This is a genomic window from Mesorhizobium sp. WSM4310 (assembly GCF_007003935.1).
In the GTDB taxonomy this organism is placed as follows: domain Bacteria; phylum Pseudomonadota; class Alphaproteobacteria; order Rhizobiales; family Rhizobiaceae; genus Mesorhizobium.
The window spans coordinates 206,029-224,944 of sequence record NZ_VFTA01000004.1 but is presented as its reverse complement, the minus strand read 5'-3'; the positions used below and the strand labels follow the sequence as shown (position 1 = coordinate 224,944).

At 61.6% G+C, this 18,916-nt stretch carries 16 protein-coding genes and 2 pseudogenes; 3 read left to right on the top strand and 15 right to left on the bottom strand.

The genetic code is table 11. The annotated features are described in order from the left end of the window. Positions 1-134 precede the first annotated feature (134 nt). From FJV80_RS07505 to FJV80_RS07480, 6 genes are all read right to left on the bottom strand, one after another. A complete protein-coding gene (locus FJV80_RS07505) occupies positions 135-1,100 on the bottom strand; it encodes a quinone oxidoreductase (protein WP_095788796.1) in 966 nt (321 codons plus the stop codon). Continuing rightward, complete coding sequence (locus tag FJV80_RS07500) at positions 1,097-1,873, bottom strand: alpha/beta hydrolase (protein ID WP_095774372.1); 777 nt, start codon at positions 1,871-1,873, stop codon at positions 1,097-1,099. Before FJV80_RS07500 ends, FJV80_RS07505 begins: the two co-directional genes overlap by 4 nt. A 116-nt stretch (positions 1,874-1,989) precedes the next feature. After that, a complete protein-coding gene (locus FJV80_RS07495; RefSeq protein ID WP_095774373.1) occupies positions 1,990-2,505 on the bottom strand; it encodes a cytochrome P460 family protein in 516 nt (171 codons plus the stop codon). Between the two features lie 19 nt (positions 2,506-2,524). Continuing rightward, the gene (locus tag FJV80_RS07490; protein WP_095774476.1) at positions 2,525-3,568 is read right to left on the bottom strand and encodes an alpha/beta hydrolase; all 1,044 of its coding nucleotides are present in this window, start codon (positions 3,566-3,568) and stop codon (positions 2,525-2,527) included. 74 nt (positions 3,569-3,642) lie between these two features. Continuing rightward, positions 3,643-4,059 (bottom strand): organic hydroperoxide resistance protein, encoded by a 417-nt coding sequence (locus FJV80_RS07485; RefSeq protein WP_095774477.1) that lies wholly within the window; start codon positions 4,057-4,059, stop codon positions 3,643-3,645. A gap of 34 nt (positions 4,060-4,093) precedes the next feature. Next, on the bottom strand, positions 4,094-5,368 hold the full coding sequence (locus FJV80_RS07480; protein WP_142876000.1) for an epoxide hydrolase: 1,275 nt from the start codon (positions 5,366-5,368) through the stop codon (positions 4,094-4,096). A 199-nt stretch (positions 5,369-5,567) separates the two neighbouring features. Here FJV80_RS07480 and FJV80_RS07475 point away from each other — a divergent pair, with 199 nt between their 5' ends. Continuing rightward, positions 5,568-8,417 carry a winged helix-turn-helix domain-containing protein gene (locus tag FJV80_RS07475; RefSeq protein WP_142875999.1) on the top strand — a complete coding sequence of 950 codons (2,850 nt, stop codon included), beginning with the start codon at positions 5,568-5,570 and terminating at the stop codon, positions 8,415-8,417. Between the two features lie 73 nt (positions 8,418-8,490). Here FJV80_RS07475 and FJV80_RS07470 read toward each other — a convergent pair. The 3 genes and pseudogenes from FJV80_RS07470 to FJV80_RS07460 form a co-directional block, all read right to left on the bottom strand. After that, positions 8,491-8,635, bottom strand: a pseudogene (locus FJV80_RS07470) (LysR family transcriptional regulator); the annotation flags it as partial. Positions 8,636-8,643: 8 nt separating this feature from the next. After that, positions 8,644-8,906, bottom strand: a pseudogene (locus tag FJV80_RS07465) (pyocin activator PrtN family protein). Between the two features lie 691 nt (positions 8,907-9,597). Next, positions 9,598-10,638 (bottom strand): EscU/YscU/HrcU family type III secretion system export apparatus switch protein, encoded by a 1,041-nt coding sequence (locus FJV80_RS07460; protein ID WP_095774376.1) that lies wholly within the window; start codon positions 10,636-10,638, stop codon positions 9,598-9,600. A gap of 85 nt (positions 10,639-10,723) precedes the next feature. On the opposite strand from FJV80_RS07460, the gene FJV80_RS07455 reads away from it, so the two are divergent. Then, positions 10,724-11,527, top strand: coding sequence for a tetratricopeptide repeat protein (locus FJV80_RS07455; protein WP_095774377.1), 804 nt, complete (start codon positions 10,724-10,726; stop codon positions 11,525-11,527). Between the two features lie 185 nt (positions 11,528-11,712). Here the strand turns inward: FJV80_RS07455 and FJV80_RS07450 are convergent, their stop codons facing one another. From FJV80_RS07450 to FJV80_RS07420, 6 genes are all read right to left on the bottom strand, one after another. Further along, positions 11,713-12,108 carry a hypothetical protein gene (locus FJV80_RS07450; RefSeq protein WP_245318210.1) on the bottom strand — a complete coding sequence of 132 codons (396 nt, stop codon included), beginning with the start codon at positions 12,106-12,108 and terminating at the stop codon, positions 11,713-11,715. 69 nt (positions 12,109-12,177) lie between these two features. Further along, positions 12,178-13,479, bottom strand: coding sequence for a type II and III secretion system protein family protein (locus FJV80_RS07445; protein ID WP_245318211.1), 1,302 nt, complete (start codon positions 13,477-13,479; stop codon positions 12,178-12,180). A gap of 102 nt (positions 13,480-13,581) precedes the next feature. Beyond that, on the bottom strand, positions 13,582-15,744 hold the full coding sequence (gene sctV, locus FJV80_RS07440) for a type III secretion system export apparatus subunit SctV (protein WP_142875997.1): 2,163 nt from the start codon (positions 15,742-15,744) through the stop codon (positions 13,582-13,584). Positions 15,745-16,069: 325 nt separating this feature from the next. Next, a complete protein-coding gene (locus FJV80_RS07430; protein WP_246688917.1) occupies positions 16,070-16,447 on the bottom strand; it encodes a hypothetical protein in 378 nt (125 codons plus the stop codon). A gap of 59 nt (positions 16,448-16,506) precedes the next feature. Next, a complete protein-coding gene (locus FJV80_RS07425; protein ID WP_142875996.1) occupies positions 16,507-17,508 on the bottom strand; it encodes an EscD/YscD/HrpQ family type III secretion system periplasmic domain-containing protein in 1,002 nt (333 codons plus the stop codon). Between the two features lie 114 nt (positions 17,509-17,622). Further along, entirely contained in the window at positions 17,623-17,808 is a 186-nt protein-coding gene (locus FJV80_RS07420; RefSeq protein WP_140541216.1) for a hypothetical protein, read from the bottom strand. Between the two features lie 221 nt (positions 17,809-18,029). Between FJV80_RS07420 and FJV80_RS07415 the strand changes: the two genes are divergently transcribed. Then, a complete protein-coding gene (locus FJV80_RS07415; protein WP_246688916.1) occupies positions 18,030-18,878 on the top strand; it encodes a MurR/RpiR family transcriptional regulator in 849 nt (282 codons plus the stop codon). The last annotated feature ends 38 nt before the right edge of the window (positions 18,879-18,916 follow it).

The window sequence follows — 18,916 nt, the reverse complement described above, 5'->3', positions numbered from 1 at the left end:
TGACGCGCTGATCGCTGGTCAGCCACGACGAGACGTTTGCTTGTGAATGTCGGCGCGCCAACCGGCGGAGTGATCCCGGAAACTTTGCCTATTGACGCCTCGCGAATATCGTATCGTGAGGAAGACCGGATGGCTCAGGGGATGAGCAGAAGCTTTCCCGTCGTGCCACGGCTTTCCAAATCGGCATGTGCGCATGCTGCTTCGGCGAGCGGGTAAACGCCGCCGATCCGGATCTTCAGGTCGCCGCTGGCGATCCAGTCGAATAGTTGTCCGGTGCGGGCGCGAAGCAGTGCCGGCGTGTGGATATGATCGAAGAACCTTGCGTAGCCGATCTTGATGCTTTTCGGCAGGCTCATGATGTCGAGCGGTCCGGGACCGCCCAGCACCGGGCCGTACCAGCAGAAGGTGCCGGAGCGGCGCAAGGAGTCGAGCGAAGCCTGAAAGGTCTTCGGACCGGAACCGTCGTAGACGACGTGCACGCCTTCACCGGACAGGCGAACGACTTCCTCGGCGAATCGCCCCTCGGTGTCCACGATCACATGGTCCGCTCCGGCCTCTCTTGCCACGGCGGTTTTGTTTGCGGACGAGACGCGGCCGATCACGTGCCCGCCCCTCAGCTTTATGATCTGGGTGAGCAGCAATCCGACGCCGCCCGCCGCCGCATGGACCAGCGCCACGTCGCCGGGTTGAACGGGATAGAAGTCGGTGGCGAAGTGGCTGGCAGTCAGCCCCTGCATCATCACGGACGCCGCCGTACGATCATCGATCCCGTCCGGAATCGGCACGAGCGCGTCCGCCGGTACCATCGCCCGATCTGTGTAGCTTCCAGGCGCGTACACCCAGGCAACCCGTTGTCCGGGCCGGAAATGCTCGACTCCATCGCCCACGGCGAGTACCCGCCCGGCACCCTCTACGCCCAGAACCTTGGGATTGGGCGTTTCCGTCCAGGCCATGCCCTGGCGGACGCCGATGTCCATGAAGTTCACGCCCGCCGCGGCGACCTCGACCAGAACTTGTGCGCTCGCGGGAGCAGTTTCGGGGCGCTCGACGATTTCGAGCGCATCAGGTCCCCCGGTGCGGTTCATGACGACGGCTTTCATCGCGATATCTCCCTGGCGGCATTCTCGATCAGCCGCGCTACGGGCCCAGGATTCGACACCATCACCACATGCGAAGCACCCTTAATCGCGATCGTTTCGCGGGCGTGAGCCCGTTCAGCCATGTAGGCAGATGCTCGCGGCGGGATGTTCTTGTCCGCGTCGCCGTAGATGAACCAGCTTGGAATGCTCTTCCAAGCAGCCTTGGCCTGAGCTTCGTTGAGGGCGGCTTCCGCGATCGGCCGCTGCGTTGCGGCCATCAGTCTGGCTTGCGCTTCGGGAGCGTCGGCGGCAAACTGATCGTGGAACTTGTCCTGCTGAATGTAGAGATCCTTTCCACCGCCTGACAGCGCGACAGGAGGAGCGAGTGTCGGACCCAGCGTGCTGCCTGGAAACTTTCCTGCAAGTTGCGCAGCGGTTTCACCCGCCTCCGGCGCAAATGCGGCGACATAGACCAGCGCCTTCACATTGGCATGACCATCGGCAGCGTCGCTGATCACCGACCCTCCATAGGAATGGCCGACGAGAACGACCGGGCTTTTTATCGAGGAAAGCACGCTGGCGACATAGTTTCCGTCGCTTCTGACGCCCCGTAGCGGATTGGCTGCCGCCACGACGGAAAAGCCGTCCTTTTCAAGAATCTCAACGACACCGTTCCAACTCGAAGAGTCGGCGAAGGCGCCGTGAACCAGGACGATGGTAGGCTTGTCGGGCTGCGCTTGTGCGTTACCGAACGTGGCCGCGATAATTACGAGGCCTGCGAGCAAGATTTTCATTGGAACATCCTTTCGTTGTGGGGTGCGGTCTTCACCGCGTCGAGCGCAGGTGAGGGGCGGGGATGCCGCAAACTCTCCCTCGTGTTCGCTCTGCGTTTCTCTGCGTGGGAACCGAGTTACGGCGCGTCGCGGGTAAAGACGTAGTCGTGTCCCTGGACGCGCGCCTCGTGGCAGGCGAAGCATGTCTCGTGCTGCGCTTCGTCGACGGGCTTGCCATTAATGAACCGCCCAAAACCCCAGCCGCCGCTCGACGCGTATTTCTTCGAATCCTTGACCATGACCTGCACCGTTGTGGCGGCGCCAGGAACCGAAGCGGGTTCGAACTCGGCCGACTGCATGCGCTTCCAAGCGAGCTTGACCAGCACGGTACCGTCCGGGAACGGCAGCGTGCTATTTCGATAGGCATCCATTGCGACTGTATTTCCCACGACAGCGCGAAGCTCGTTCAGCGGGTCGCCTTCCAGGGCTGGCGCGATGAGCTCCCACCTGCGGTAACCGTCCGGGATCGTCACGCCATAGATCGGCGAGGCTTCCGTGTTGTTCTGAGCTCGAACAATGTCGATCTCCACGCAGCCGATAGCGAGAGCGATCGACACGGTGATGACGGCTGCAATTACAAGATTGCGTCTCATGCGCTCGCTCCGTCCGCACTCAGAACTTGTCGACGTCGATGACGGCCTTTGCGAACGCCTCGGGCGCTTCCTGCGGCAGGTCGTGCCCGATGCCGCCAGTGATCAGCCGATGCTCGTATTTGCCAGAGAATTTCTTCGCATAGGCCGTGGGAACGGGATGTGGGGCGCCGTTCGCGTCGCCCTCGAGCGTGACCGTTGGCACATTGATCACCGGGCCCTTGGCGAGCTTTTCCTCTAGCTCGTCATAGCGGCGCTCGCCTTCTGCAAGGCCGAGCCGCCAACGGTAGTTGTGGATGACGATATCGACGTGGTCGGGATTCCGGAACGCGGCGGCGCTTCTGGCGAAAGTCGCGTCGTCGAAGTTCCAGTGCGGCGAGGCGAGTTTCCAGATCAGCCTGGCGAAGTCATCCGTGTATTTCGCATAGCCGGCGCGGCCGCGGTCTGTCGAGAAGTAGAATTGATACCACCATTGCAGTTCGGCCTGCGGCGGCAACGGCGCCTTGTTGGCCGCCTGGCTGCCGATCAGATAGCCGCTGACTGACACCATGGCCTTGCAGCGCTCGGGCCAGAGCGCGGCAAGGATATTTGCCGTCCGTGCGCCCCAGTCGTAGCCGGCGACGATCGCCTTTTCGACGCCCAGGGCATCCATCAGGTCGATGATATCGACCGCCAGCGCGGCCTGCTGCCCGTTGCGAAGCGTGGCATCCGACAGGAACCGCGTCGTGCCGTGGCCGCGCAGATAAGGGATGATTACCCGATAGCCGGCTCCCGCAAGCAGTGGCGCGACATCGACATAACTGTGGATGTCGTATGGCCAGCCATGCAGCAGTATGACGGGAGGCCCATCCGCTGGGCCATCCTCGGCATATCCGACGTTCAGCAGACCAGCATCGATCTGCTTTAGCGCCGCGAACGCGGTGCGCGATCCTGTTGCGCTGACCACAGCGGTCTGCTCTCCGTCCTGAGCATTCGAGCTTCGGACCGCCCCTAGCTGAGCTAGGGCGACGGTAGCCGCAGCGATGCCGAACAGGCGCCGGCGGTGATGGTCTATGACTTCCGGAATCTTGATTGCGTTCATGGGAGTATTGCCTTTGCTTACGGGGCAGTCGCGGCAGCGCGATTGCCAAGACCGAGGGACTAGATCAGGTTGATTTCGACTTCGATGTTGCCACGCGTGGCCTTTGAATAGGGACATGACTGATGCGCTGCATCGACGACCGCCCTGGCGTCATTGGGATCCATCCCTGGCAGGCTCACATTGAGCCGGGCGCTGAGAAAGAAGGCGCCGTCGTTGCTGTTGAGATCGACCTCCGCATCGATCGCAAGATCCGCAGGCAACACGATGTTCATCTTGCGCGCGGCGATCGCCATCGCGCCTTCGAAGCATGCCGACCAACCTGCAGCAAAAAGCTGCTCGGGATTGGTGCCGCTGCCCGCACCGCCAGGCGTCGAGAGCCTGATGTCCAAGCGGCCGTCGGAGCTGCGTGAAGCACCGTCCCGACCTCCTGTGGTACGCACTTTCCCCGTGTAGAGTCGTTTCGCTTGAGTCGTCATGGTATGCATTCCCGTTATGAAATCGGATGTTCGATCAGCGCAATGATCTGAAGGCCGCGCGGACTTCCTCCGTGAAGAGCAGGGGCTGCTCCCATGCCGCAAAGTGGCCTCCATTGTCGGCTTCGTGGAAGTAGATAAGGTTGTGGTAGCAGCGCTCGGCCCAGCTTCGCGGCGCGCAGTAGATTTCGCCTGGAAACACCGTCACGGCGACGGGGAGATCGGCAATGTCCACGGCATTGAAATTGTTGGAGTGGTCTTCCCAGTAGATCTGCGCCGCCGACGCTCCGGATTCAGTGAGCCAGTAGAGCGAGATGTCATCGAGCATCTCGTCCTTGCTCAGAACCCGCTCGGGCTCCCCGCCGCTGTAGGTCCACTGCGCGAGCTTCTCGTAGATCCATGCGGCTAGGCCGACCGGCGAATCCACTAGGGAGTAGCCGATGGTCTGCGGCCGTGTGACCATCATGGCGGCATAGCCGGAACTGTCCTTGTAGAAGGTGTCGAGCGCATCGAACGCCGCGCTTTCCTTCTCGGTCAGATCACTTGGCGCTGGTCCGCCGGCAGTGAGGATCGCCGCGATCTCTTTCGGAACGGTACCTGGCATGTTGACGTGTATGCCAATGAGCCCAGGCACCTTCTGCAGCGCCATGCGATGAGAGATGACCGAACCGCAGTCGCCGCCCTGTGAGACATAGCGGTCGTAACCCAGCCGCCCCATCAGCACGCCCCAGGCACGGCCGATATGGTCTGAGCCCCAGCCGGTCTCCGTCGGCTTCCCGGAAAAGCCGAAGCCGGGGATTGACGGTACCACGAGATGGAAGGCATCTCCGGCAGCACCGCCATGAGCGGTGGGATCTGTCAGGGGACCGATGACCTTCATGAATTCCAGGATCGAACCGGGCCAACCATGCGTCATGATCATCGGCATAGCATTCTCATGGCGGGACCGGACGTGGATGAAGTGGATGGCAACGCCATCGATTTCGGTGACGAACATAGGCAGAGCGTTGAGCTTCGCTTCGACCTTCCGCCAGTTGTAATCGGTCATCCAATAGCGAAGGAGATTCTGGAGCTTTGCGAGTTGCACGCCCTGCGACTGATCCGTGGCGGTTTCCCGCAGGGGCCAGCGCGTCGTTGCCAGACGTCGACGAAGATCGACGATTGCCTCTTCCGGAATGTCGGCGCGAAAGGGATGGACGGCTTCGATGTCGGCACTCGCGCGCGCCCTCGCGGGAAGCAGGCTCAAGGCGCCTGCCACCGCTGATGCGGCAAGCAGGCTTCGCCGCGTGAGCGATGACGATGATGCGGGCATGGTCGTTCTCCTTGGGTCCGTCGGCAGAGACGTTCTTGCTGTTTTCGACACATAGAAGGAGATCGCCCGAAGCGCCCGTTATGCATTATGATGCAACGTTAGCGCTCGTCGGCGAATGCAGGCTTGCAGCGAAGCCCCCACTTTTGTTCTTCTCATAGGTGAGTGGTCGCCTGTATGAGCAGGCCGCCAAGGGAGTGTCATGATAGGACCTGCAAGCGACACGATATCATTTGGTCCCTTTACGCTTGCCGTCCGCGAACGGCTGCTCTTGCGGCAAGGCACCACCGTCGATCTGGGCGGGCGGGCGTTCGATATCCTGGCTACTTTGGCTGCCCGCTCCAACGAGGTGATCAGCAAGAAGGATTTATTGGCGAACGTCTGGCCCGACGTGACCGTCGAGGAGGGTAGTCTGCGGTTTCACATGGCTAATCTCAGAAAGGCGTTGGGCGATGGCAAGGACGGCGCGCGCTACATCGCTACCTTGAAGGGCCGGGGCTATTGCTTCGTGGCACCGATCTCGCGATCGGGTGGTCGCGACGATGCGCGAAGCGAGGCCGCCGCCAGCTACCCGCAGGCCAACCTCCCGAGCCGACTGGCCCGCATGGTTGGGCGAACCGAAGACACGGCCGCGCTTTCCGCGGAGCTGGCGGCCGCGCGCTTCGTCACGATCGTCGGCACGGGTGGGGTCGGCAAGACCACCGTTGCGGTGGCGACCGGGCATCACGTGGTCGATGCGTTCGCGGGCGCCGTGCATTTCGTCGATCTTGGGGCGCTGAATGATCCCAACCTGGTTGCGCCGACTGTAGCCTCGATGCTGGGGCTGTCGCTTCAGTCTGACGACGCCGCGTCCGCTCTCATCACATACCTGGCTGACAAGAGAATCCTCCTGGTCCTGGACACCTGCGAGCATGTCATAGTCGCGGCGGCGGACCTGGCCGCCCGTATCTTCGCTTCCGCGCCGCAGGCCCACATCCTGGCGACGAGCCGGGAGGCTCTCCAGGTCGAAGGCGAGCATGTCTATAAGCTCGCGCCGCTTGCTTACCCGCCAGACGATCTGGAACCCACCGCGGCAGTCGCGCAAGCGTTCCCTGCGACCGAGCTGTTCTTGGAGCGCGCAGCAGCGAGCGGTGCTCGTCTTGACCTCGACGATTCGGAAGCAGGGGTCGTGGCGCACATCTGCCGGAAGCTTGATGGCGTACCGCTTGCCATCGAACTGGCAGCAGGACGGGTTGCGAGCTACGGCCTGCAGAAGACCGCAATGCTTCTCGACGAACGCCTGGCCCTCGTGTGGCCGGGGCAGCGCAGCGCACCGCCGCGCCAGAAGACACTTCAGGCCACTTTGGACTGGAGCTTCGGGCTTCTGTCCGAATTCGAGCGCCTGGTGCTTCGCCGGCTTGCCGTTTTCGTTGGTCATTTTTCGATCGATGCCGCGCTGACAATAGTAACAAGCCCGACCGTGGACGATGCGCTCGTATTCAGCGCCATCGACAGCCTCGTGGCGAAGTCGATGGTCGCGGCGAGGCCAGCCGGTGCAACGATGCGCTACCGGCTGCTCGATACGACGCGGGCTTATGCCCTTCAGTTCGAGGTCCAGGATGCGGAACTCACGGAACTGGTCGCCCGGCACGCGACCTACTGTCTGCGATGGCTGGAGGATACGGGGAATGAGTGGCCTACGTTGTCGAGCGCGTCGCAACGATCACAGCACCTCGCCGGCCTTGCCAATGTGCGTGGTGCTCTGGATCGGTGTTTCGGATCCAACGGGGATGCCAGGCTCGGCATTCGTCTTGCCGCCGCCGCTGCTCCGCTTTTCCTATCGATGTCCTTGCTCACCGAGTGCCATCGCTGGACCTCCCTCGCAATTTTCGCTCTCCACGACTCCATGCGCAGCGGACGCGAGGAGATGCACCTTCAGGCGGCCCTCGGGATCTCCCTGATGTTCACGCACGGGGGAAGGGATGCAGCACGCGTGGCGCTGAACAGAAGCTTCTCCATTGCCGAGCAGCGCGGCGATGCGCTGGATCAGATTCAGGTTCTCGGGCCACTGCAGATGTTCCATTTGCGTACGGGAGATTTCAAGACCGCGCTCCGCTACGCGGAGCGTTGCGCCGTTATTGCCGGCGCGCTGGAAGACTCCGTCTCCACGACATTGGCGCATTCGTTGATGGGAATATCGCTTCACCTCAAAGGAGAACTAGGCCGCGCACAGACCTCGCTTGCGGCAGCATTGCGATACGGGCCGAATTCCGGCCGGACCACGACCAACTATCTCGGTTTCGACGGAAGAATCCTCGCCGGCGCGATCCTGGCAAGGACGCTTTGGCTGCAAGGCCATCCGGATCGGGCGGTGGAACGTGCGCTGCTGACGATCAAGGACGCCGAGATCCTGAACCATCCGCTGACGCTTTCGATCGCTCTTGTTTGGGCCGTTTCCGTGTTCATTTGGGTCGGCGATCTCGATCGCGCGGACGAGCATATAGACCGTCTCTTCTTGCGTGCGGAACCCCACTCGCTCGGACCGTATCTGGCGCTAGGACGAGGCTTCAAGGGAGAACTGGCCATTCGTCGAGGCGATGCGGAGAAGGGAATCGAGAGCCTGCAACGCAGTCTCGCGGAGCTCCACGCAGCGCCCTACGAACTGCTCACCACTCCGCTCAACGTCGCGCTCGTTCAAGGCCTTGCCGCCACGGGCCGGCTCGCGGAGGCCCTCCCACTGCTCGACGACACGATTCTGTCGGTCGAGGCAAACGGAGATCTCTGCTATATGCCGGAGTTACTGCGCGTGAAGGGCTGCCTTGTTTTGGCGTCAGTGCAGTCTGGCACCGACGAGGCTGAAACCTGCTTCACGCGGTCACTCGAAATGAGCCAGGGTTGGGGCGCATGGGGATGGGAGCTGCGCGCCGCGATCGACCTGGCTAGCCTTCTGATCGATCGCAGACAACACGAAACCGCCCGGGCGCATCTCCAGCCGCGGTTCGAGCGCTTCGTTGAGGGTTTGGATACTGCTGATCTGAAGTCAGCTGCACGTCTGCTCGCGACGCAGAGTTAGTCTGGCTCCGCTACAATCGGAACGAGAGCGCTCCGGAGGTCACATAGCCATACGTGATGCAATCGGCGAGTCAAGCGATGCCGAGTCCTGCCGCCGCGGCAGCGGCAAGCGCCGTAGCGTTATCGGCCTTGAACCTGCCCTGCGGCTGAATCGCAACGATCTTGTCGCCATCCATGAACTGCCAGGCTTCCGCCCTGCATGAGTGCCTGATGGGTAACGATTGCACTCAGTTCCAACCGCTCATCTCCCTCTGGGCCGCCTGTCTGCGCTTATCAAGGTAGTCTGCCAAATCCTGCAAATGGACACCCTTGGCAAATTTCTGACCTGTTTCTATTCGCATGAGCGGCGGGGCGATGTCGCCTGAACCGAGCTTGCGGAGAAATTTCGGGAGCGTCAGGTGGCAAAGAAATCGCGCCGAACCTCATCGAGCGGAATTATAGCCTTACCGTTGTATTGCGCCATGAACAGAAAAGCGGTGTTGAGTGACATTGATGGTTACGCTTTGAAAAATAGAATGAAACGAGCCACATATCATAGAGGCCGGCAATGTCAGTCTGCCCCAACCTAAATGCAGTTTAAATAATGCGGATAAATGATTGACAAGTATATGAAATTTGCCATTGCGCCTATGATGGACTGGACATATAGATAAATGAAATCAGATGTTTACGGGGCAGCGTGTGCAAAAATCGCACACGAAAGTTCTGCTTCTCTTCTTTTTTCGTTCCCACGACGGAGCCGCCGGTAGCCCTTCTCTGACGTTCTTCTGCCGACGATATTGATCGCTCCAACGCGAATGTTCGCCGGGATATCCGTGAACATCATTGGCCGCCCCGGCGTTCACTTGGCCTGGGGTTCCTGGAAGCTTTTCGAACTTTCTGGGTCGCGCCTCAGCACGAATTGCGGGTACTCATGGACAAGGCGGGACACTAAATTCGGTTTTTTGGGGCGAGTTTGGCCGGCATCGACTTCCTGGCGCGTTTGCCCTCCTGATAACGCCGTCAACAGGAATCCAAATGTGAGTGGCAGCTTTGCGCCTCAGGCACGAATCCGTTTCGCGGGAGTGCCGCCTAATATCGATGAGGTCGATGATCGAGTCGATAAAGGCCGTGTGGATCGAGCGCTGCCGGTAGTCAGGTCAAGACTGAGTCGACGTTGAGTTTTGCAGGCGAACCCCGCCTCAAGTGAGGCCATGCCGAACGAGATGGCGAACAACCGGCGGAAACATCTGCTGGCCGATATATGATCCCATGTTCGTGTTCTCGAAGAGTGCTTCGGCAAGGGCGTTATCCTCGACCGCCGGAATACCGGCCTGGCGCGCTTGAGCTGTTATCTCGTTAGCAACGCGCCCCTGACCCTTGGCGACAACCGTCGGCACCGGCGTTTCGCCCCTGATGTAACGCAACGCCACGGCCCGGTCGCCGGATACGAAGACGATAACCGCATTTTTCACGCCCAGCTTCGCCGGCCGTATCACCGCTTCGCGCCGCTGCCGCTGCTGTTCATGGCGTATCAAGGGGTCGCCTTCGAGATCCTTGTGTTCACGCTTATACTCGGTTGTTGTCATGCGCATGTCGCGAAGAAACAGCCAGCGTTGAATAGGGACGTCGATCACGCCGATGACGACGAAAGCCAGGCCGGCGGCGATTCCCAGCGGCGTCAGGACTGCTTGGATCACCGGCCCCAGGCATGACGGACCGCAACCCGGCGCATCGAATAGCGGCTGCAGCCATATGATCAGCACAAAGACGAAGAGGCATGCCAGTAGCACCAGTTTGATCAGGCCCTTGGCAAACTCGATGACGTTGCGGAGCGACAGGATCTTCTGCAGGCCCTTGGCTGGATTTATGTGGTCGAACTGCGGTTTGAGCGGCTCGAACGAGAGGACTGGCCCGAACGTCCCCAGCATGCCGAAGACCGCGGTGAGAACGACAACGATGCTGACCAACGGCAGAGTGGCAAGTATCAGCAGCGAGAAGAATTGATGGATGGCGCGCAGGCTGACATCCCCGAACGAACCGCCGGTCACGGTCACGGTCTGCACCAGTTCCGAAAGGTGCCTGAAGAGCATCGGCCAGGAAAAATAGAGATATGCGAGCGCTGCGAAGAAAGTGAAGCCGGAGATAAGGTCGCGGCTCTGCGGAACCTGGCCTTTGCGGCGCGCGTCGCGCAGCTTCTTGTCGGATGCCGGGAGTTTCTTTTCCTCAGCTTCTTCGGCCATGTTGCAATCTTACCGCACTGTTGTGGTTCCAGTCCGCCCATGCGCTGTGTAAGGTGGCGCCGGGCTTGAATACGGAGAGGTGGATATGCGGTTGCATGTCGTATTCTTGCCTGTGGCCCTGGCCCTGGCGCTGTCCGCTTGCCAGACGGCCAAAACAGGCTCGATCGACGCGACGGCCCAAGGTCCGTCCTCGCAGTCGGATCGGTTGATCAAGCTTGCCGACGATATCGATGCGCGCGGGGAAAGTGATACCGCGATAGCGCTCTATCAGCGTGCGGCAACGATGCCGGACGCCAACGCGGGCGCGTTCGTCAAGGCGGGCGACGCCTATATGCGGGCCGGATATCCGACCGATGCGACCAAGGCCTACCAGGCCGCGCTCGCAAAAGCTCCCAACGACGGGAAGGCGATGCTCGGCCTTGGCTCGGCGATGATAGAGGCTGGCGACATCGATGCCGGCATGCGCGCGCTCGCGCAGGCAGCGCCTCTGGTCAACACCAGCGCTGCCTATAACCGTCTGGGCGTGGCGCAGACATTCGCCGGCCAGACCGCCGAAGCGCAGACGACTTTCGCCCAGGCGTTGAAACTCGCTCCCGGCGATCTCGACGTGGAGACCAACATGGTATTGGCGGCAGCCCTTGAAGACAATTCCGCGGCGGCACTGCCGCTGGTGCAGAAGATTGCTGCCGCACCCAATGCGCAATTGCACCAGAAGCGCAATGTCGTGATGGTCTATGGACTTCTTGGCCAAGCCGATCAGGTCAAGGGGTCGCCGCCTATCGGTCTGACGACCAAGGAGGTGGCCATCTTGCTCGCGCGAGCCAGGACCATCCGTTCGAAGGGCAGCACGCAGGCCAAGGCCAAAGCGCTCGGCTCCATCCTGGGCTAAAGCAGTTCCAGGAAAAGTGCGGAGCGGTTTTCGGTCCGGAATTGCGTTGAAACAACGAGATGAAGTGGCTCGCCGTTTCCGTGAAACTGTGACCTGTTCCAACGCGTCGGAGCGTAAGACCTGGGCCGATCTCGCACCAAGCTTGACGCCTGGAGCGGTGCTGCGGGCGAGGAGTTGGCAGAGGCTCACTCGACGGACTGCGTCGTCTGCGGCGTCGCCGGCGCAGTTGTGTTGGCTCCGCCTGTCGGCGCCTCCTCGCCATCGAGGTAACGACGGGCCGCGCGCGCCGTCGGCGCCGCAGGCGCGGCTCCCATGCGCCGGCCTTCGACCAGGTCGCGTTGGCTTTCGGCCATGCGCTGCAGATTATAGGCATTAGCGCAGCCGGACGGCAGGTGGAAGCCGACGCCGGAGACGATCGTCAGATTGGTTCTGGCGGCCGAATTGTCATCATCGGCCGGTTCGGCCAGGCATGCGTTGGGAGCCAGAACGGAGCCGCTGACGCCTTTCTCGGAGTCGTCGGTATCGGTCGAAACATAGCTGTAGCCGGGCGAGTAATCCTGCCGCTGTTGCGGACTGCTCATGCAGCCGGCCAGAAACAACGGCGGAAAAACGGAGCTGAAAGCGATGCGCAATATCATGGTCGTTTCTCGCTATTTGATGATCAGACCGGTCGATGACGCGTCGTTGGCGTGCTTGCGACTGAGACGCTTGGCAGCCGGGCGGTCGAGCGGCGTGGCGAGGCTGTCACGCACCGGTGCCACCAGATAGGGCGTGATCAAGATGACAAGTTCGGTTTCTTCGTGCTGGAACCGCTGCGACTGAAAAAGGGGCCCAAGCACGGGCACATCGCCGAGAACCGGAAATTTCTCCAGGTTGCGCGAGGTTCGCTGCTGGAAAAGGCCGGCGATCGCAAAGGTCTGACCGCTTGCCACCTCCACCGTGGTGTCGGCTCGTCGCACCACGAAGCTCGGCATGGCAAAGCCGTTGGCGCTTACGGAGCCGGAATCCGATAAAGAGCTGACCTCCGGCTGGACGTGCAGCGCGATGCGATTGCGGCCGATGAGCGTTGGGGTGAAACCGAGGGACACGCCGAAAGGCTTGTATTGAATGGTGGTGACGTCGGATCCCTGCGCGATAGGCACGGGAATCTCGCCACCAGCCAGAAAGTTCGCCGTCTGTCCGGTCACCGCGGTCAGGTTCGGCTCGGCCAGTATCTTGACGACGCCATTGCGTTGCAGGGCTTCGATGAGGACATCGAAATTGAGGCCGTGCGCCTGGTTGAGGCTCAGACCAAAATTCCCATCGCTGCCCGAAGGCACGCCATTGTCCTGGAACATGTTGAATTCGAAGCCGCCGCTCTTGTAGCCGACGGACCAGTCGACGCCGTATGACTGCAACTCCGTGCGCGAGACTTCGGCAAAGCGGACCCGGATGTTGACCTGCTGCGAGCCCTGCACGGTCATGTTGTTCAGCGGCGGCTGTTCTGGCGGCGAGAACGTTCTTGCGACATTGTCCAGATCCTTTGCCTCGTCGACGCCTCGTGCTTCGCCTGTGATGGCGATGCGGGTTCCGAAAATGTGCAGATTTGTCGCCGACTTCGGCTGCATTGCGTGCTTGGCCTCATTGGCGGGCGTGATGTCGGGCGTGACGCGGAATTGAGCGGTTGCCTCGATCCGCTCATCGGCCGTGACCGCAATGAGATTGGTGAGGCCGGGTTTGAGGCCAAAGACATAGACCAAACTTGGCGATACGACCTGCAGGTCCGCGATCGTTGTGTCCGCGACCAGCACGGATTCGACCGGCTCATTGAACCGCAGCAAGCGTCCTTGCCCGACCGGCAGATCGAGACTTGGCTTGCTCGGCAGCGGCGACGCTTTCTGCGCCGCCGCGCCTGCGATCGTGAACAACAAGGCCAGCAAAACGCCAGCCGTCGCGATCGCGAGCCAGCGCATATCCGTCCGCCCAGCTGCGGATCGGACGCTTGCCGCTGTATCGTGGATCGTCATGCCGTTCCTCTCCTGATTCCCCAGATGTCCTCATTCGTCCGGCCGCCGTCATGAGACTGTCTCCTGCGAGGCTTTCGCCTGAGCCGACGGCAGCGCGTGGGCGCGCCCGCCGGCTCTTCCGCTGCGGCCGGTGATCGTGGCCAGCGGCTGGACGTTGAATTCCTGCGCAAGTTCCTGGAAGGACAGGACCGGAAGCTCGATCGCATTGTGGGCGAGCAGGCTGCGCATGTGACGGCGCACGTCCATGGCTGCAAGGACGACCGGCGAGGCGTCGGTGGAATTGTGCGACAGGGCTCGCTCGACTTCGCTTACCAAGGCCTGCGCATCGTCGTCCGAGAGGTTCAGGAACGTGCCTGACGATGTGCTTTGCACCGCGTTTCGCAGAATATCCTCGGCGGAGCGTTGCAGCACATAGGCTGCGATGATGTTGTTGCGGCCGGCGGAACGGAAGCTGATCTGGCGCTTCAGGGACGTGCGGACATACTCCGTCAACAGGACGACGTCCTGTTCGCGTTGACCCCATTCGATCAGCGCTTCGAGGATGAGGCGCAGATTGCGGATCGGCACGTTTTCGCCGACAAGCCGGCGAAGCACTTCCGCGATTTTCTGCAGCGGCACGATCTCCTGCGCCTGTCGGACAAGATCCGCATAGTCCGGCTCCATGTCCGACAGAAGCCTGCGCGTCTCCTGGATCCCGACGAAATGTCCCGCATACAGCCGGAGTGCATTTGCGGTCCATCTGGCCGCGGTTTCGGCGGGTGTGGCGAAAGCGAAGCCCGCTTCTTTCAGTATCGATATTTGGCTGTCATCGACCCACGCGAACCTGCGCTGGCCGGCGATTGAAGCAGCTTTTTCGTAAGTCAACTCGAGCAGATCGAGATGCGTTGGGTCGGCTTCGACGAGAACACGTCCGGCAGGGATTTCGGCGTCCAGGATGGGCGCGCCTTCCAGATCGATGCGGATGCTTCGCGGGGAGAGCATCTCGTCGGCCTGCATGCCGATGACCGGCACGTCGACACCGAGATCGCCGAAGAGTTCGCGGCGAACGCCGTCGGCAAGCGCAGCAAATTCGGGCTCTGGAACCGCCGCCGCGAGTTCGGCTCCGAAGCGCACGACGACGCGGTAGGAAGCAGTCAGCGTTCCGGTGGAGATAGCTGAAAGCGAAGCCGAATCACCGCGTTGTTCCTGCGCCGCGATCTGGCCGATGTCCTGGGGTTCGGAAACACCGGCGTCGCGGCGATTGATTGCATAGGCGCCCGCGCCGAAGCAGGCGCCAAGGGCCAGGAACACGATAAAGGGGAAACCTGGCACCATGGCAAGGCCAACCATGATCACCGCCGCGAGGGCCAGTGCTCGCGAGTCCCTGAGGAGCTGGCTGGTTATCTGCCGGCCAAGGTCGCCCGTTCCGTCCGCGCTGCCGACGCGAGTCACCATCGTGCCGGCGGCGATCGCGACCAGCAGCGCCGGGATCTGGGCCACCAGCCCGTCGCCCACGGTGAGCAACGAATAGGTCGCGGCCGCGTCCCCCAGCGACATGTCGTGCTGCAGCGTGCCGACGGCGAAACCGCCGATCAGGTTGACCAGGATGATGACTATGCCGGCAATGACATCGCCCTTGACGAATTTCATGGCGCCGTCCATCGCGCCGAACAGCTGGCTCTCGCGCTCCAGCTGCTGGCGCAGGCGGCGTGCTTCAGCTTGATCGATATCGCCGTTGCGCAGCTCGGCATCGATGCTCATCTGCTTGCCCGGCAGCGCATCGAGCGTGAAGCGCGCGGCCACTTCGGCGACGCGTTCCGCACCCCTCGCTACCACGATGAATTGCGCGACTGTGATAATCAGGAAGATAACGAGGCCGACCGCGATGCTGCCGCCGACGACGAAGGTGCCGAAGGCGGTGATGATCTCGCCGGCGTCGGCCTGCAGCAGGATCAACCGAGTTGTCGTGATCGTGATCGCCAGCCGGAACAAGGTGGCGATGAGGATGACCGACGGCAACGACGAAAACTGAAGCGGGTGAGAAACGTAAAACGACGCCAGTAGGATGAGCACGCTAATGGCGATATTTGCGGTGATGAGGAAGTCAACGAGAAAGGTCGGCAGGGGAATGAGCATCATCACCACTGCAACCAGCATCAGGACGGCGATGATCAGGTCGCTGCGGCGTGACAGCCTGGCAAGGAATTGCAGAAGTCGCTCCGACGCGGTCATCAGGCAGCCCGATGCGACAGGAAGCTGAGCAACGCGCTGTGCGCCTCGCTTTTGCGCCCGGCAACGAGCAGGGCCCGACTCTTCAGCAGTGCAAGCACCGGGTGGTCCATTCCTTCCAAAGTCTCCAGCCTGGCAATCGTCGAAAGCGCCTTTTCGGCCTCGCCATCCAGTATGAGCAGGTGCGCCAGTGTCCTGAGAACGCCGGCATTTCCCGGCGAGAGCTGCGCGGCGATAAGCAGGTACGCCGCGCCCCGCTTGGCCTGCCCATGACAACCGTGGAGATAGCCCAGGACATGCAGCAGATGGACGGTGTCATGCGGGTCTGTCAGATTTCGATTCCTTCCTGCATGCGGCCAAGCAGGTCGCGATGACGTTCGATTTCATCCTCGATCAGCGTTCTGGCGAGCGTCTTGAGTTGCTCGCCGCCCTCAAGGTCTGGGACCAGGTTCGCTATGAAATGCTGCAGAATAGGCACCGAGCGGCGCAAGATGGCCGGCTCCGGAATGGCGGGCATGACGAAGTTGCTGAGTATTTCATCCAGCGATTCGCCGGCGGCCTCTCCAGAGGCCTGGAATTCCGCCGTCCCAGGCCTCTCGGCGGCAGCGGCCGATTTCGTCCCCGGAGCACCCTTCGCGGCTTTGTCGGCGCCATTCATCCGTCGCCGGCTGATCGTTTGACCGCGCACGCCTTCGGCCTGATGCACGTCGCGGCCGGCAGTCTCCATCCTCGCCGAATCGAGGCGCGGCCCTTCGAGCCGGCGGTTCACGGATATTTCAGCGCGACCGTGGCGCCGCCCTTGGTCAGCAGAAGTTCCGTCTCGCCGATATGTTTGATGGTCCAGCCGTCATCGGTGAATGCGCCTTCGTGATAGCGTGCGCCGTCGGCTGCGATGACGTAGGGCCGGTCGCCATACCAGATCGCCTGCAGCATCAGGCGCGGCGCCTGCACTGCGTTGCCGGTCATGACGTTGGACACGAGAGTAACTTGACCGCCGAAGGTCTGGTCGAACCAGGATTGGGTCTCGGTCCAGACGCCGCTCTTGTCATCTGGGATCACGCCGGAAACCACGATGCGCCCGGGCGATCGCTGGACGGTGACGGTGCTTATGCCGGACTGATCGAGACGTTGTTTGAGCTGGCTTTCCGCATCGGCGACTGTTTGAATCTGCGCCGGCGATGAATCGTCCAGCACTTCCTGCCCGCGCTCACCGGCGAACGCCATTCTGACCGGTTGATCGTCCCGAGAAGATGCCTGTGAGCCAATGTCTGACTTGGCGAGCGAGAACCCGTTGGCAGCGACAGAAACGGCAAAAACGGCAAGGAGAACGCTGCCGGCAACCAACATGGAGCGGTTGCCGAGCGACCACCGGCTCGATGGGCGTTCCGGATTGACCAGCCGGATTCGGGCGTCACCGATACCGATGACGAACGGCAACCTGCAGCGACTGCCCTGTCCTTGACGAATGATTTCGCCTGTGAGGAGTGCAACATCGCCGCCGACGGCTTCGATTTCAAACTGGTTGCCCTTGCGCCGCAACCTGGCGTGGATTGGAGCGATGCCGGCATCCCTGAGGACGATGTCAGATTCGGTGCTGGAGCCGATCGTATACAGCGCCTCAACCAGACTGAGTTCAGCGCCGGCATGAAAACCGTGGGTTACGCTGAGCGCGATGGACTGTGCGGATGACGGCGACGGGGCGATAATCGATCGCAGCCGACGCGCCGGCACAGCGTCCAGATATCTGCCGATAGGACTAGCGGTCATGCCACTTCATCTCCCGCCGATGGCGATTTCAAATGCAGCCGGACGATGGGCTTCCGCCATGCAACTGCGCCGCCGGTTGTTGTCGGCGGCGCATAGATTTGAGCATGCTTCGCGTCAGGCCTTCTCAGCCGACTCGCCGAGCGTCTTGGCGGTGCTCATCAGCATGTCATGCTGTGATTTCGCGATATCTTTCGTGATCTCCAGGTTAAACATGCGTTCCTGTTGCTTGATCATCTTGTCCAGGTTTTGTTCCGGTGACCCTGCAGAACCGGATGTAATGGGAGGGGTGGCAGCCATCATTGTCTCCTTGAGGGGCTGTTCAGGTTGCAAGCCCAGACTCGTGCATGCGGTCCAGGACCTTGCAGTCGCAATCTAGGGCAGGGCGATCGAAAATGAAAGTCCGTTTGGAATATGTGAGCTATTTTTGTTCCAACTGTTGCGTTCGAGGCGTTTGCGGAGTAGCCTGAGCGATGGGGTGAATGGGGTGATTGGGAATGGAAAAAGGTCCTTTGGCGGAGCTGTTGGCCGAACGGTTTGAGACTATGCCGCCGCAACTGCGGATCGCGGCGCGTTTTGTGCTGGATCATCCCAAGGATGTGGCGCTGATGTCGATGCGCGAGCAGGCCCAGCAGGCCGGTGTTTCGCACAGTACGATGATGCGATTGGCGCGGTGGCTCGGCCTTGAAGGCTATGAGGACATGCGCAGCCTTTATGCGCGCGCGCTGCGCGAGACGACAGGAGGATTGCCGGCACGACAGGGCATCGAACGGGACGGCGGTTCGGGATTCTCGACGGTCGGCGTCGTTGCCGACGCCCTCGCCGCGCAGGTCTCAAGTCTTGGCGAATACGGTAGCGCCATGCAATTCATCGCAGCCGCCGACCTCGTTGCGGGATCGCGCAATCTTTTCGGCCTCGGCCTACGCTCGGCTTATCCGGTCACGAGCCATTTCGTTGACATCATGTCGTTCGCAGATAGCGGCGGCCGCAAGGTGATGCTGGTCGGCGAGATGGCCGGACAAGGTCTGGAGGCCCTTCAGCACGCGGGACGCGGCGACGTGCTCCTTGCCGTCGGCATGTCGCCGTACGAGCGCACGACGATAGAGGTGGCGCGCCAGTCGGCCCGGCAGGGCGTCGGCGTGGTGGCGATCACCGACAGCAGCGTGTCGCCGCTGACCCGGATTGCGCGGGAAGCGATCATCGTCACCTCCAATTCGCAATCATTCTTCCGAAGCATGGCGCCGGCATTCGCCGCCGTCGAAATCCTGGCGGCGCTGACGGCGGCGCGCTCCGGAATGGATGCCGCGGAGCGCGTGAAACAGTCGGAAGAACAGCTTGCTGCTTTCGGCATCTATTGGAAGCCCCCTCGATAATAGCGGAAGACTGCGATCGGGGCGGGTGTGACGGCGGC

Excerpts from the sequence above, each read along its gene's own strand:
- FJV80_RS07445 (WP_245318211.1), bottom strand. The coding sequence starts at position 13,479 with ATGCGCTGGCTCGCGATCGCGACGGCTGGCGTTTTGCTGGCCTTGTTG.
- FJV80_RS07460 (WP_095774376.1), bottom strand. The coding sequence starts at position 10,638 with ATGGCCGAAGAAGCTGAGGAAAAGAAACTCCCGGCATCCGACAAGAAG.
- FJV80_RS07485 (WP_095774477.1), bottom strand. The coding sequence starts at position 4,059 with ATGACGACTCAAGCGAAACGACTCTACACGGGGAAAGTGCGTACCACA.
- FJV80_RS07425 (WP_142875996.1), bottom strand. The coding sequence starts at position 17,508 with ATGACCGCTAGTCCTATCGGCAGATATCTGGACGCTGTGCCGGCGCGT.
- FJV80_RS07500 (WP_095774372.1), bottom strand. The coding sequence starts at position 1,873 with ATGAAAATCTTGCTCGCAGGCCTCGTAATTATCGCGGCCACGTTCGGT.
- FJV80_RS07505 (WP_095788796.1), bottom strand. The coding sequence starts at position 1,100 with ATGAAAGCCGTCGTCATGAACCGCACCGGGGGACCTGATGCGCTCGAA.
- FJV80_RS07480 (WP_142876000.1), bottom strand. The coding sequence starts at position 5,368 with ATGCCCGCATCATCGTCATCGCTCACGCGGCGAAGCCTGCTTGCCGCA.
- FJV80_RS07455 (WP_095774377.1), top strand. The coding sequence starts at position 10,724 with ATGCGGTTGCATGTCGTATTCTTGCCTGTGGCCCTGGCCCTGGCGCTG.
- FJV80_RS07420 (WP_140541216.1), bottom strand. The coding sequence starts at position 17,808 with ATGATGGCTGCCACCCCTCCCATTACATCCGGTTCTGCAGGGTCACCG.
- FJV80_RS07475 (WP_142875999.1), top strand. The coding sequence starts at position 5,568 with ATGATAGGACCTGCAAGCGACACGATATCATTTGGTCCCTTTACGCTT.
- FJV80_RS07450 (WP_245318210.1), bottom strand. The coding sequence starts at position 12,108 with ATGAGCAGTCCGCAACAGCGGCAGGATTACTCGCCCGGCTACAGCTAT.
- FJV80_RS07495 (WP_095774373.1), bottom strand. The coding sequence starts at position 2,505 with ATGAGACGCAATCTTGTAATTGCAGCCGTCATCACCGTGTCGATCGCT.
- sctV (WP_142875997.1), bottom strand. The coding sequence starts at position 15,744 with ATGACCGCGTCGGAGCGACTTCTGCAATTCCTTGCCAGGCTGTCACGC.